Annotated in this window: 12 protein-coding genes; 3 read left to right on the forward strand and 9 right to left on the reverse strand. The window is 59.9% G+C overall.

What is annotated here, in order from left to right:
* Window positions 1-22: 22 nt before the first annotated feature.
* Both AAGQ88_RS00370 and AAGQ88_RS00375 read right to left on the reverse strand, forming a co-directional pair.
* Window positions 23-697, reverse strand: coding sequence for a methionine ABC transporter permease (locus tag AAGQ88_RS00370; RefSeq protein ID WP_285422743.1), 675 nt, complete (start codon window positions 695-697; stop codon window positions 23-25).
* Window positions 697-1,704: a methionine ABC transporter ATP-binding protein gene (locus AAGQ88_RS00375; RefSeq protein WP_285422742.1), complete on the reverse strand. Its 1,008-nt coding sequence runs from the start codon at window positions 1,702-1,704 to the stop codon at window positions 697-699. The genes AAGQ88_RS00370 and AAGQ88_RS00375 overlap by 1 nt, the downstream gene beginning before the upstream one ends.
* Window positions 1,705-2,076: 372 nt before the next feature.
* On the opposite strand from AAGQ88_RS00375, the gene katE reads away from it, so the two are divergent.
* A complete protein-coding gene (gene katE / locus AAGQ88_RS00380; RefSeq protein WP_342654134.1) occupies window positions 2,077-4,236 on the forward strand; it encodes a catalase HPII in 2,160 nt (719 codons plus the stop codon).
* Window positions 4,237-4,439: 203 nt separating this feature from the next.
* On the opposite strand, the gene AAGQ88_RS00385 is transcribed toward katE, so the two are convergent.
* The 4 genes from AAGQ88_RS00385 to zur form a co-directional block, all read right to left on the reverse strand.
* Window positions 4,440-5,153, reverse strand: a complete 714-nt coding sequence (locus AAGQ88_RS00385) for a PA5502 family lipoprotein (RefSeq protein WP_342654135.1) — start codon at window positions 5,151-5,153, stop codon at window positions 4,440-4,442.
* A gap of 158 nt (window positions 5,154-5,311) precedes the next feature.
* Window positions 5,312-6,094: a zinc ABC transporter permease subunit ZnuB gene (gene znuB / locus AAGQ88_RS00390; RefSeq protein WP_342654136.1), complete on the reverse strand. Its 783-nt coding sequence runs from the start codon at window positions 6,092-6,094 to the stop codon at window positions 5,312-5,314.
* A complete protein-coding gene (gene znuC / locus AAGQ88_RS00395; protein WP_342654137.1) occupies window positions 6,087-6,893 on the reverse strand; it encodes a zinc ABC transporter ATP-binding protein ZnuC in 807 nt (268 codons plus the stop codon). The genes znuB and znuC overlap by 8 nt, the downstream gene beginning before the upstream one ends.
* Window positions 6,893-7,375 carry a zinc uptake transcriptional repressor Zur gene (zur, locus tag AAGQ88_RS00400; RefSeq protein ID WP_093466656.1) on the reverse strand — a complete coding sequence of 161 codons (483 nt, stop codon included), beginning with the start codon at window positions 7,373-7,375 and terminating at the stop codon, window positions 6,893-6,895. Before zur ends, znuC begins: the two co-directional genes overlap by 1 nt.
* A gap of 57 nt (window positions 7,376-7,432) precedes the next feature.
* On the opposite strand from zur, the gene znuA reads away from it, so the two are divergent.
* Window positions 7,433-8,365 (forward strand): zinc ABC transporter substrate-binding protein ZnuA, encoded by a 933-nt coding sequence (gene znuA / locus AAGQ88_RS00405; RefSeq protein WP_342654138.1) that lies wholly within the window; start codon window positions 7,433-7,435, stop codon window positions 8,363-8,365.
* A 105-nt stretch (window positions 8,366-8,470) separates the two neighbouring features.
* Here the strand turns inward: znuA and AAGQ88_RS00410 are convergent, their stop codons facing one another.
* Entirely contained in the window at window positions 8,471-9,421 is a 951-nt protein-coding gene (locus AAGQ88_RS00410) for a homoserine kinase (protein ID WP_342654139.1), read from the reverse strand.
* Between the two features lie 34 nt (window positions 9,422-9,455).
* Window positions 9,456-9,746 carry a DUF2782 domain-containing protein gene (locus AAGQ88_RS00415; RefSeq protein WP_342654140.1) on the reverse strand — a complete coding sequence of 97 codons (291 nt, stop codon included), beginning with the start codon at window positions 9,744-9,746 and terminating at the stop codon, window positions 9,456-9,458.
* A gap of 74 nt (window positions 9,747-9,820) precedes the next feature.
* Between AAGQ88_RS00415 and polA the strand changes: the two genes are divergently transcribed.
* Window positions 9,821-12,589, forward strand: a complete 2,769-nt coding sequence (gene polA / locus AAGQ88_RS00420) for a DNA polymerase I (protein WP_342654141.1) — start codon at window positions 9,821-9,823, stop codon at window positions 12,587-12,589.
* Window positions 12,590-12,951: 362 nt separating this feature from the next.
* Here the strand turns inward: polA and yihA are convergent, their stop codons facing one another.
* Window positions 12,952-13,587 carry a ribosome biogenesis GTP-binding protein YihA/YsxC gene (gene yihA / locus AAGQ88_RS00425; protein ID WP_285422734.1) on the reverse strand — a complete coding sequence of 212 codons (636 nt, stop codon included), beginning with the start codon at window positions 13,585-13,587 and terminating at the stop codon, window positions 12,952-12,954.
* Window positions 13,588-13,621: the final 34 nt, after the last annotated feature.

Below are 13,621 nucleotides of genomic sequence, written 5' to 3' on the forward strand. Positions count from 1 at the left end.
GGTCAGCGACCGGCTCATTCAATTAACGATGCGAGAAGTGCGCGACCAGTCTGTCGCCCACGGTTTGCAGGATCTGCACTAGCACCAGCAGCAATACGACCGTCACGAACATCACATCGTTCTGGAAGCGCTGGTAACCGTAGCGAATCGCCAGGTCACCCAGACCGCCCGCACCCACTGCGCCGGCCATTGCCGTGAACGACACCAGCGCGATGGCGGTGACAGTGATCGCCGCCAGAATGCCCGGCCGCGCTTCCGGCAGCAGCGCCTTGAGAATGATCTGCCGCGTGGTCGCGCCCATCGCCTGAACGGCCTCGATGATGCCGCGATCCACCTCGCGCAGCGCAGTTTCCACCAGACGGGCAAAGAACGGCGTGGCGCCGGCGATCAGCGGAGGCAGCGTGCCGAGGATCCCCAACGAAGTGCCGGTGATGATTTCGGTCAGCGGCATCATCACGATCAGCAGAATGATGAAAGGCAGCGCCCGGAGCATGTTCACGATCAGGCCTACAGTGGCGTAGACCGGTTTGTTCTCAAGCAGCTGACGTGGCGATGTCAGGAACATCAGCACGCCCAGTGGCAGGCCCAACAGCACGGTGAACGCCAGCGAGACGCCGAGCATGATCAAAGTGTCGCCAATCGCGACCCATATTTCATACCAGTCGACGTTGGAAAACAGGGTGGTGAGGGTATCCATCAGCGCAGGACCTCCATATGAACGTCAGCTGCGGTAAAGCGCGCGAACGCGGCCTCCATGTCGCCACCTGTGATGGCCAAAGTCAGTTGCCCGTAAGGCGTGTCTTTGATGCGGTCGATGCGTCCGGCCAGAATGCTGTAGTCCACACCGGTTTCTCGCGCGACCGTGCCCAGCAGCGGCGCGTAGGTCGCATCGCCCTGGAAGGTCAGACGCACGATGCGACCTTCGACATGGGCGAAGTCGCTGCTCTGCTCGTTTTCATCGACCTGTTCGTCTTCCTGTACGAAACGTCGCGTGGTCGGGTGTTTGGGATGCAGGAACACGTCGGCCACTGCGCCCTGCTCCACGATCACCCCCGCGTCCATCACCGCGACCTGATCGCACACCCGACGAATCACGTCCATCTCGTGGGTGATCAGCACGATGGTGAGCTTCAGCTCGCGATTGATCTCCGCCAGCAATTGCAGCACCGATGCCGTGGTTTGTGGGTCGAGGGCGCTGGTGGCCTCGTCGCACAACAGAATCTTCGGTTTGGTCGCCAGTGCACGGGCGATGCCGACGCGCTGTTTCTGACCGCCAGACAGCTGTGACGGGTATTTCTTCGCGTGGTCGGACAGACCGACACGTGCCAGCAACTCCGCCACTCGCTGGTCGATCTGCGCGCGGGACATATCCCCGGCCAGAGTCAGCGGCATGGCAACGTTGTCGGCGACGGTTTTGGACGACAGCAGGTTGAAGTGCTGAAAGATCATCCCGACCTGCCTGCGGAAACCGCGCAAGCCGTCGGCGTCCAGAGCGGTGACATCGACGTCATCGACCAGAATCTTGCCGCCGCTCGGCGCTTCGAGGCGATTGATCAGACGCAGCATCGTGCTCTTGCCTGCGCCGGAGTGGCCGATCAGACCAAACACCTGGCCGTTCTCGACCCGCAGGCTGGTGGGGTGCAGTGCGGGAATTTCCCTGTCGCCGACGCGATAGGTTTTATGGACGTTTTGAAACTCGATCACTTAGCGAACCTTGTGGGGGCGCGGTAGAAATTCAGCGTGCGAGAAAGCTCGAAAACGCTGCTGGGCGATGCCATTTCGGCCTCGGCTGGGTAAACCGGGCGCGCATTTTAGCCTGTCGGGCCGGGGTTGGGCCCATCATTCTTAGCATTTATTTCGCGCGCGACCTGCTCAACGGTCATAACGCAGAATTCAAGCAACGGTAGACCAAAGGTCGAAAAAAACACGGAACGGCCGTTTTCATCCTCAGTCACTACATAAGCGCCGAAATTTCCCTGAGGGCTGTAAGGGAAATTCCTGCTTACTGAGCTCGCACCGCCTTTCGCCCACGGAAGAACGAGAAAAGAGCCGCCTGAACCGAGGAGTTTTTGTCCGATGGCTACAAATAAACCCACACCCGTCAGCGCAACACCGAAAAGCGAACTTGCCGGCACCGACACTTTGGATCGGGGCAACACCAACACCAAGCTCGACAGTCTGGAGCAGTTCCGCTCCGACGCTACTGGTCAGGCTCTGCGCACCAATCAGGGTGTCAAAGTCTCCGATAACCAGAACACACTCAAGGTTGGCAGCCGTGGCCCTTCGCTGCTCGAAGATTTCATCATGCGCGAGAAGATCACGCATTTTGACCACGAGCGTATTCCTGAGCGGATCGTTCACGCACGCGGCACCGCGGCCCATGGTTACTTCCAGAGCTATGAGAACCATTCCGCCCTCAGCAAGGCAGAATTCCTACGCGACCCGGGGAAAAAGACACCGGTGTTCGTGCGTTTTTCCACCGTTCAAGGCCCGCGTGGCTCAGGCGATACTGTCCGCGATGTGCGTGGTTTTGCGGTGAAGTTCTACACCGAAGAAGGCAACTACGATCTGGTTGGCAACAACATGCCGGTGTTCTTCATCCAGGATGCCATCAAGTTTCCGGATTTCGTGCACGCCGTAAAACCTGAGCCGCACAACGAGATTCCTACCGGCGGATCGGCCCACGACACGTTCTGGGACTTCGTTTCGCTGGTTCCGGAATCTGCGCACATGGTGCTGTGGACCATGTCGGACCGCGCCATTCCAAAAAGCCTGCGCAGCATGCAGGGCTTTGGTATCCACACGTTCCGCATGATCAATACCGAGGGCAAGTCCTCGTTCGTCAAATTCCACTGGAAGCCTAAATACGGCACCTGTTCGCTGCTGTGGGACGAAGCCCAGAAGCTGGCTGGTAAAGACACCGATTACCACCGCCGCGATCTGTGGGAATCCATCGAGATGGGCGACTACCCGGAATGGGAGCTGGGCGTTCAGATCGTCGCTGAAGAAGACGAGCACAAGTTCGACTTCGATTTGCTCGATCCCACCAAGATCATCCCGGAGGAAATGGTGCCGGTCACGCCGTTGGGCAAGATGGTGCTCAATCGCAACCCTGACAACTATTTTGCCGAGACCGAGCAGGTCGCGTTCTGCCCAGGCCACGTAGTGCCAGGCATCGACTTCTCCAACGATCCGCTGCTGCAAGGTCGGCTGTTTTCCTACACCGACACGCAAATCAGCCGACTGGGCGGACCGAACTTCCACGAAATCCCGATCAACCGCCCGGTTTCGCCGAATCACAACGGCCAGCGCGATGCGCAGCACCGCACGACCATCGACAAGGGTCGCGCGTCCTACGAGCCGAACTCCATCGACGGCGGCTGGCCGAAAGAAACCCCGGCTGGCCCAGAGGATGGCGGCTTCGAGACGTATCAGGAGCGCGTCGAAGCGCACAAGGTGCGTGAGCGCAGCCCTTCCTTCGCGGACCATTTCTCGCAAGCCACGCTGTTTTTCAACAGCATGAGCGAGCATGAGAAAGAGCACATCATCGCGGCCTACAGTTTTGAGCTGGGCAAGGTCGATCGTGAGCACATCCGTGCGCGACAAGTGAACGAGATTCTCGCCAATATCGATCTGACCTTGGCACAGCGCGTCGCTGCAAACCTGGGTCTGCCGGCACCGACGGCGCCGACCGTCACGCCGCAGAAATCCGGCAAGCCGACGGTGGACAAGTCTCCGTTGCTGAGCCAGGTCAATTTGCTGCCAGGCGATATCGCCTCGCGCAAAGTGGCGATTCTGGTGGCTGATGGTGTAGACGACAAAGCCGTCGCGGCCATGAAGGCAGCCCTTGAAGCCGAAGCGGCGCACGCCAAGGTGCTTGGGCCGACCTCTGCGCCGGTGAAAACCGCTGGCGGTGGGACGCTGGCAGTGGACGCTTCTGCTGAAGGCTTGCCATCGATTGCTTTCGACGCGGTCTTCATTCCCGGCGGCGCAGCATCGGTGAAAGCCCTGATGGGCGACGGCGTGGCGTTGCACTACGTGCTTGAGGCCTACAAGCATCTCAAGGCAATCGCTTACGCGGGCGACGCGAAAGAGTTGATCGACTTGCTGCGTCTTGAGGCCGATGCCGGCCTGCTCGCGGTGTCGGACAGCAAGTCGTTCGCGACTTTCTTCGACGCCATCAAGCAGCACCGGGTCTGGGCGCGGGAGCCTAAAGCCAAGGCGATTCCGGCTTGATAGCAGCATCGCACGCCTCACCTTGTCTGGATGAGTGCTGAGATGTAGAACCGCGCTTGTCTGCGAATGACGATACATCCGACACATTTGAGTCGGATGTACCTGTCCAAGACCGGGCAAGCGCGCCTCGTTGCAGCGTTGTAGTTATCGAAAAAAAAGGCGTTGCCTGTGAGGGCAACGCCTTTTGTTTGATCAAAAAATAATCAGAGCGGGGCAGGTTTCAGAATCATCTGAGCTGGCTCAGTCTTCTCGATTTCACGCTGAATCTGCAATTCGAAGTCTGGATTGATCTTCGTCACGCGCTTGGTCAGCAACGTGGCCAGCCAAGGATAATCGTCCGTTCGCGGTACCTGCACGATCACTTCGCAGTTGAACGAGGCCACGTCGGCGGCGATATCGTTCAGCTGACGACGGAGTTGTCTGGAGTCGCGGATGTTCAACTCGATGGTGGTGCTTTCCACGGTCGGATCGATGACCTTGGCGGTGCGCCTGGCTTCAGCCGCTTTCAATTCGGCTTCGGCTTTGTCCAGCTCGGCTTTACGGGCGTGGGCGATGGCGCCGTTCACACCGCTGGTCAAAGCAGGTGCCTTGGGCATCAGTGCGCGAGCGCGACTCAGCGCCGTTGCCGCGGCGTTGACGTCACCTTTCTGCAGGACGATCTGGCTGCGGCTCAGGTAGGCCTCGGCGAGTTGACGCTGATACTGCTCAAGGCGCGGATCATCGGGGGATTTGGCTTGCAGTGCGGCCAGCTGATCTTCAGCGGTCGCCAGCTCGCTGCTTGCGATGTTCTGTTCCAGCTGCTGATACGCATCCGGCGCCGCAGCGGGAGCGGGAGGCTCGACAGGCTTGCTCTGGCAGGCGACCAACAGGACGGAAAATGCAGCAAGCAGCAGATAACGGGATGCGAACGGCTTCATTCCTGCGATTCTCTATTTGCGCAAAAAACGAGCAAGTCTACACATAAGTGCCTTGCATCGAAAATAACTGATCACTATCAGGGGGCGATGTGAACGGTCATTGCACATTGCCGCCATGCATTTATTGCCGAATATGACTGTGACTGCTGCACAAGGTTCTACCGCTTGGGCAGAACGAAGCTGAGCAAAAACAGCGCCGCTGCAGACACCACAATAGACGGGCCCGCCGGCGTGTCCTTGAACCAGGACAACGCCAGTCCGCCGCAGACTGCGATCACCCCGATGATGCTGGCACCCAGTGCCATTTGCTCGGGAGAACGGGCGTGACGTTGTGCCGCAGCCGCTGGAATGATCAGCAGCGAGGTAATCAGCAAAACCCCCACGATTTTCATTGCGACGGCGATTACCACGGCAATCAGCAGCATCAACGCCATGCGTAAGGTCGCGACTGGCAAGCCTTCGACGGTTGCAAGCTCCTCATGGACAGTGATCGCCAGCAGCGGACGCCACAGCGCGCAGATCAGGATCAGCACCGCCGCGCTGCCGCCGAGAATCCATGACAGGTCGGTTGGGCTGATCGCCAGCAGATCACCAAACAGATAGCCCATCAGATCGATCCGGACATCGCGCATGAAGCTCAGGACCACAAGCCCCAGCGACAGGGTGCTTGGCGCAAGAATTCCGAGCAGGGTGTCCGACGCCAGTGGCTGACGCTGTTGCAGCGTGACCAGCACGATGGCCAGGAGCAAACAGCCGACCGTGACGGCGATGGCCGGGCTGATATCCAGCAGAAAGCCCAGTGCCACACCCAGCAATGCAGCGTGAGACAGCGTGTCGCCAAAGTAGGCCATCCGCCGCCAGACCACAAAGGAGCCCAACGGGCCAGCCACTACCGCCAGAGCAAGGCCTGCGAGCAAGGCATAGAGTAGAAAATCAGCCATGCTTGCAGCTATCTCCGTGACTGTGGTCGTGAGGGTGGGAATGATCGTGGTCATGCGCCGCTGCGGGTTGGCAGACCTCGCCGTGCAGGTCGTGGGCATGATCGTGATGATGGTGATAAATCGCCAGGCTCGGTGCGTTCTGACCGAACAGCTCGACGAACGCCGGATCATTGCTGACCTGCTCCGGATGGCCGGAACAACAGACGTGCCGATTCAGGCAGACCACTTGGTCGGTGGTGCTCATCACCAGATGCAGATCATGGGAGACCATCAGCACACCGCACCGGTGGCGATCCCGAAGCTGGGTAATAAGTGTATACAGCTCCGCTTGCCCGGCCACGTCGACGCCTTGCACCGGTTCATCGAGTACCAGCAATTCAGGTTCACGCAGCAGCGCTCGCGCGAGCAGTACGCGCTGCATCTCGCCTCCGGAAATACCCTGGAGCGGGCTGTCGATGACTTTTTCAGCCCCGACTTCCGCCAGTGCCGACAATGCGGTCTCCCGGTCCACGCCTGGCACCAGCCGCAGGAAACGCAGCACCGACAGCGGCAACGTCGCGTCGATGTGCAGCTTTTGCGGCATATAACCGATGCGCAATTTTGGCTTGCGCCAGACCTCGCCGGTGTCAGGTTTGAGCAAGCCGAGCACCGCGCGCACCAGTGTGGTCTTGCCTGCGCCGTTGGGCCCGATCAGCGTCACGATTTCGCCGGGGCTGACGCTCAGCTGAATGTTTTCCAGCACGCTCTGGCCGGCACGCGTGACGCTGACGTCCTTCAAGCGGATCAGTGCGTCGCTCATCAAGCAGCCTTGCAGCCAGCACACACTCCGACGACTTCGACCGTCTGGGTTTCCACCGCAAAGCCGACTTCATTGGCCGCTGCCACGATGGATGCGCTGATGGCGGCGTGTTGCAACTCGATGGCGGCGTGGCACTCGCGACAGATCAGGAACTGGCCCTGATGAGCATGCGTAGGGTGATTGCAGCCGGCGAATGCGTTGAGCGACGCGATGCGATGCACCAACCCGTTCTCCAGCAGGAAGTCCAGCGCACGGTAAACCGTGGGCGGCGCGGCGCGACGACCGTCTTCTTCACTGAGCACCGCGAGGATGTCGTAGGCGCCGAGCGGCTTGTGGCTTTGCCATACCAGCTCCAGAACGCGACGACGCAGTGCGGTCAAACGCAGGCCTTTACCGGCGCAGAGCGCATCGGCTTCAGCAAGCGCGCTGTGCACGCAGTGAGAGTGATCGTGAGGGCGACTGGCCAGCGGTGTTTTAGACATGGGCGGCGACGGCTATTGTGAGAGACGTTATTATGTTACCCGTTCCTGCCCCAATGAGTGGTCATCGTGTCCCGACTTTTTTTACTTTTTGTCGTATTCATCACCGGTTTTTCCTCCATCGCTACAGCCCAGGCCGACGTTCGTGTGCTGACCAGCATCAAGCCGCTACAGCTGATTGCAGCGGCCGTGCAGGATGGCATCGCCGTGCCCGAAGTGCTGCTGCCACCGGGGGCGTCGCCGCATAATTACGCGCTGCGTCCATCCGACGTACGGCGCGTGCAGGAGGTCGATCTGCTTTACTGGATCGGCCCCGACATGGAGACGTTTCTCCCCCGCGTGCTCGCTAACCGGACCAAAGCGTCTGTGGCCGTTCAGTCCTTGCCGGGCATGCATCTGCGTCACTTCACAGCCAGCGATGAGCACCACGATGATGGCGACGAAGACGAGCACGATCACGACCACCGCCCCGGCAGCGTAGATGCGCATTTGTGGCTTTCATCGGCAAACGCCCGGGTGATCGCGGCCAAAATGGCGGCGGATCTGAGCCAGGCGGATCCGGCCAACGCTGCGCGCTATGACAGCAATCTTAAGGCGTTCGACGCGCGGATGGATGCTGTGGACGCGAAGATCAAGCAACGCGTGGCGGGCATCGCCGACAAGAAATTCTTCGTCTTTCATGAGGCGTTCGACTACTTCGAAGAAGCCTATGGCATCAAGCACGCCGGTGTCTTTGCGGTCAGCAGCGAGGTGCAGCCGGGCGCCCAGCATGTCGCTGCGATGCGCGCGCGCCTGAGCGAGTTCGGCAAGACCTGTGTATTCAGCGAGCCACCCTTGCGTCCGCGTCTGGCCGACACGCTGAGTGCCGGTCTGCCGGTCAAACTGGCGGAGCTGGACGCGCTGGGTGGGTACACACCAGCCACTGCGCAGGGCTATGAGCAATTGCTGGGCAAACTCGCGGATGATCTGGCGGGGTGTCTGGAGGGTCTGTAACGTTTGGGCTGACGCCATTGCAGGCCAGCGCGCCTCTGGCTTGCACGCGCTTTTGTGGGCTGAGCAAATCTCCAGGCGCGCTTCCCTGCGATGGCCTTTTGTAGATTACAACGCAAACGGCAGCGGAATGTGGGTCTCCTGGCGCTGCTCCAGTCGCACGCGGAATTCGGACGGGTCGTGGATCAACACGTCCTGGCCGGCGAAGGTCTCGGCAGCAATCAGGCGTGAGAGCCAGAATCGCACGCACCCGACACGAAGCATGGTCGACCACAGCTCGGCTTCCGCTGCGGTGAACGGCCTCAGCGCGGCATACGCGCCGAGCAAGGCGCGTGCGCGCGGGGCGTCAATGCTGCCGTCCGTAAACGAACACCAGTCATTCACGGCAATCGCCACGTCGTAGAGCATCGGACCTGAGCATGCGTTGTAGAAGTCGATCACGCCGGTCAGGTGTGTGCCTTCGAACAAGGTATTGTCGCGGAACAGGTCAGCGTGAAGATTGGCCCGCGGCAGCGCCATGATCTTCCCCTTCAGGCGGCGGATTTCCTCCACAGCCGTGGTGAGCAGCGCGCCTTGCGCCTCATCAAGATGCGAAATGAAATTGCTGCCCTCTTCCAGCATCCAGTCCAGACCGCGATCCGTCTTGCGCTCGATGATTCTTTCGCGGGTCGCCAGGTGCATGTGCGCCAACAATTCACCGATCTGCACGCAATGCTGGGTATTGGGCTCGGTCGGGTGCTTGCCCGCCAGGCGCGGTTGCAGTAGTGCCGGCTTGCCTTTGAGCTCGCGCAGGGCCTGACCATCGGTGGTGCGCAGCGCGTAAGGCACGGGCAGGTTGGCGTCGTGCAGCACATCCAGCAGCTCGATGAAAAACGGCATCTCCTGAACGGGGCCGCGCTCGACCAGCGTCAGCACGAACTCCCCACGCTCAAGGCTCACGAAAAAATTGGTGTTTTCACTTCCGGCGGCAATGCCCTGGAAATCACGCAGTACGCCAAGCCCGTACGGGGCGAGAAAAGCTTCCAGCTCGGGCCGAGCCAGGGGAGTAAAAACGGACATAGAAGACTGCCAGCAAGAGAGTGAATGTAAGGCGTTACCAGCTGAATAGTACCCACTGAGGGATCAGCATGTCCGGTTGATCCGAACGAATGAATTGCCCGCCTGTGCCATCAGCGCGCACCAGATAATACGGCTTGCCATGTTTGGGCGTGATTTTAACCGCATACACGAAGCCGTTGGCTTTGTACTCCTGAATGAAATTCTCGCCGTCCTTGCTGATGGTGACGTCGGGCTCCGCCGAAGGCGCTTCGTCGTCGACAGCCATGGCCAGCGCGGGGCAGGCGGCCAACAACAAGACCAGTGACAGGCGATTTGGCGCGCGCATGATAACCTTGTCCCTTTGTCGTCAACGGTCTTCGCATTCTAGCGCCGACCCCGCCGAAAAGGTTGATCCTGCACATGAGTCTCGCGCCCCTCGTCCTGGTGGACGGTTCTTCTTATCTGTACCGCGCCTTCCACGCGCTGCCGCCGCTCACTACGTCCAAGGGCCTGCCCACCGGTGCGGTCAAGGGCGTGCTCAACATGCTCAAGAGCCTGCGCAAGCAATATCCCGAAAGCCCCTTTGCCGTGGTTTTCGATGCGAAGGGTGGGACGTTTCGCGATGAAATGTTCGCCGAGTACAAAGCCAATCGGCCGAGCATGCCCGATGACATGCGCGTGCAAATCGATTTCCTGCACAACTGCGTCAAAGGCCTGGGGTATCCGCTGCTTTGCGTCGAAGGCGTTGAAGCCGACGATGTGATCGGCACGCTTGCGCGCAGCAGTGCAGCCGCCGATCGCCCGGTCGTCATCTCCACGGGTGACAAAGACATGGCTCAACTGGTGGATGGCCACATCACGCTGGTCAACACCATGACCGGCAGCGTTCTCGACGTGGCCGGCGTTAAGGAAAAATTTGGGGTCGGTCCGGAGCACATCATCGATTATCTCGCACTGATGGGCGACAAAGTCGACAATATCCCCGGCGTTCCCGGTGTAGGCGAAAAGACCGCGGCCGGATTGCTGGTCGGTATTAACGGCGGTCTCAAAGAACTCTATGAGAACCTCGATAAGGTGCCGACACTGGCCATTCGTGGCGCGAAATCCCTGCCAGCCAAGCTTGAAGAGCACAGGGAAATGGCATTTCTTTCCTACCAGTTGGCGACGATTAAAGTGGACGTTCCACTGGATATCGAGCTGGACGCTCTGCATTGCGGCGAGCCTGACCGCGAGGCGTTGCTGGCGTTGTACACCGAGCTTGAGTTCAAGAGCTGGATCAACGATCTGCAACGCGAAGCCAAGCAGGACGGCGCCGAGATTCCAACCGCGGCCGCCGAGCCCGCGCCGGTCATTGAAGCCAAGTATGAATTGATCCTTGAGCAGACGCAGTTCGACGCTTGGCTGAAGAAACTTGAAGCGGCCAAGCTGTTTGCATTCGTGGTGCAAAGCAACGGTATCGACGCCCAGCGGGCGCAAGTGGTGGGCTTGTCGTTTGCGATAAAAACCCACGAGGCCTGCTACATCCCGCTGACCCATTCCTACATGGGCGTGCCGCAACAGCTGGATCGCGACGCAGTGCTCAAGGCCGTGAAGCCGATGCTGGAGGATGCCGGCAAGGTCAAGGTCGGTCAGCACGCAAAGTTCGCGATCAACCTGCTCGCCAATTGCGCGATCGACGGCGATCAGCAGCAGGGAATCCAGGTGCAGGGCGTCAATTTCGACACGATGCTGGAGTCGTATGTCCTGGACTCCACCGCTACGCGGCATGATCGCGACAGTCTGGTGGCCAAGTATCTGGATCACACCCCAGTGAATTTCCAGGAAATCGCGGGCAAAGGCGCCAAGCAGCTTTCGTTCGATCAGATCGCGCTTGAGCAGGCAGGCATGTACGCCGCTGAAGAAGTCGATCTGACCCTGCGCCTGCACGAAACGCTTCAGGAAAAACTGGGCAAGACACCCTCCCTTGCGCCGGTGCTCAACGACATTGAAATGCCGCTGATGCCTGTGCTGGCGCGCATCGAGCGCCAGGGCGCGTTCGTGGATGCCAAGCTTCTGGGCATCCAGAGTGTGGAGCTGGGCAACAAAATGACCGAGCTCGAGCGCGAGGCGTTTGCGATTGCCGGCGAGGAGTTCAATCTCGGTTCGCCGAAGCAGCTGGGCGTGATCCTCTACGAAAAGCTCGGCATGCCGATCATCAGCAAAACAGCCACCGGCCAGCCCTCCACGGCCGAAGCCGTACTGGCGGAGCTGGCCGAACAGGACTTCCCGCTGCCTAAAGTGCTGATGCAGTACCGCTCGATGAGCAAGCTCAAGAGCACTTACACCGACCGCCTGCCGGAGCAGATCAATCCACGCACTGGTCGGATTCACACGTCGTATCACCAAGCGGTCGCGGTCACCGGGCGCTTGTCCTCCAGCGATCCGAACCTGCAGAACATCCCGATCCGGACCGCCGAAGGTCGCCGTATCCGTCAGGCCTTCGTCGCCCCACAGGGCTACAAGTTGCTGGCGGCGGACTACTCGCAGATCGAACTGCGGATCATGGCGCACCTGGCCAAGGACGAAGGGCTGCTGCACGCGTTCCGCAACGATCTGGACGTGCACCGGGCGACAGCTGGCGAGGTGTTCGGTGTCGAGTTGGCGGACGTCACCCATGACATGCGCCGCAGCGCCAAGGCGATCAACTTTGGTCTGATTTATGGCATGAGCGCATTCGGTCTTGCTAAGCAGATCGGTGTCGACCGCAAGCAGTCGCAAGCCTACGTCGACCGCTACTTCGCGCGGTATCCGGGCGTGCTGGAGTACATGGAGCGCACCCGCACGCAGGCGGCGGAACAAGGCTTCGTGGAGACCATTTTCGGTCGCCGTCTCTACCTGCCGGACATCAACGCGAAGAACCAGGCTCTGCGCAAAGGCGCTGAACGCATGGCGATCAACGCGCCGATGCAAGGCACTGCCGCCGATATCATCAAGCGCGCCATGGTGGCGGTGAACGGCTGGCTGGATTCGTCAGGCCTGGACGCGCGCGTCATCCTGCAGGTTCACGACGAACTGGTGCTCGAGGTGCGCGAGGACCTGGTGGAGCAGATCAGCAAGGACATCCGCGTGCACATGAGCGGTGCAGCCGAGCTGGACGTTCCGCTGTTGGTGGAAGTGGGTGTGGGGAACAACTGGGACGAGGCGCATTGATCATTAAATGATCGAAGAATGCGGCTTTGTGAGCGAGCTTGTTTGACAACAGGTCTTCAGACGTCACGCACACGTGTCGTCTGGGGCTTCACGAGTGAGCGCGCTGCCGCGAGTCTCCGGTTGAGCGCTCTGGAACGGGCCGCAACAGACAAGTCCTGCCTGCCGCCAACATTAAATTTCCTCAGGTTTTGAACTTCCGCGGACAAAACCCGGTCAGAGTTTGCGAATGGCTGACGTAGCCATTCATGCTCCTATGTTGTGTTAAGTGTTGGCAGATATCCGGACCCCTTCCCTAGAGGTCTGGACTTAGACCCCGAACTTCCCCTCCCCATATGAAGTCCGGGGTTTTTTTTGCCTGCGATTCAAGCCGCAGGCGCTTTGTCTTCCAGTTCCATCCAGTCAGCGAGCACGGTATACGCCTCTTCCAGGCCCAGGCGCTTGGGTGCCGAGAACAGCTGGATGGTGACCGTGTCGCCCCACCCCTTTCGAATTTCGGACTGCACTTTGAGCAGCGTATTCTTCGCGGCGCCGAAGGTCAGCTTGTCCGCTTTGGTCAGCAGAATGTGCATCGGCATACCACTGGCGATGGCCCAGTCGAGCATCAGCAGGTCGAAATCGGTCATCGGATGGCGAATGTCCATCATCAGAATCAGACCCTTCAGACTTTCGCGGCTGCCCAGATACGCCTCAAGGTGACGCTGCCAGTGCTGCTTGAGCGGGATGGGCACTTTCGCGTAGCCATAACCTGGCAGATCCACCAGCCGACGATCATCGTCCAGGCTGAAGAAGTTCAGCAGCTGGGTACGGCCCGGCGTCTTGGAAGTGCGCGCCAGACTGGCATGGGTCAGCGTGTTCAGCGCGCTTGATTTACCGGCGTTGGAGCGACCGGCGAAAGCCACTTCAAAGCCCTCGTCGTCCGGGCATTGATCGACTTTGGCGGCGCTGAGCATGAACTTGGCTTGTTGGCACAAACCGAGGATCGGGTTTTTCAGTTGCATGGGATATCCGGTGGGAGCGTTGCGGCAGAGGCGC

Source organism: Pseudomonas sp. F3-2 (assembly GCF_038804275.1).
Classification (GTDB): Bacteria; Pseudomonadota; Gammaproteobacteria; order Pseudomonadales; family Pseudomonadaceae; genus Aquipseudomonas.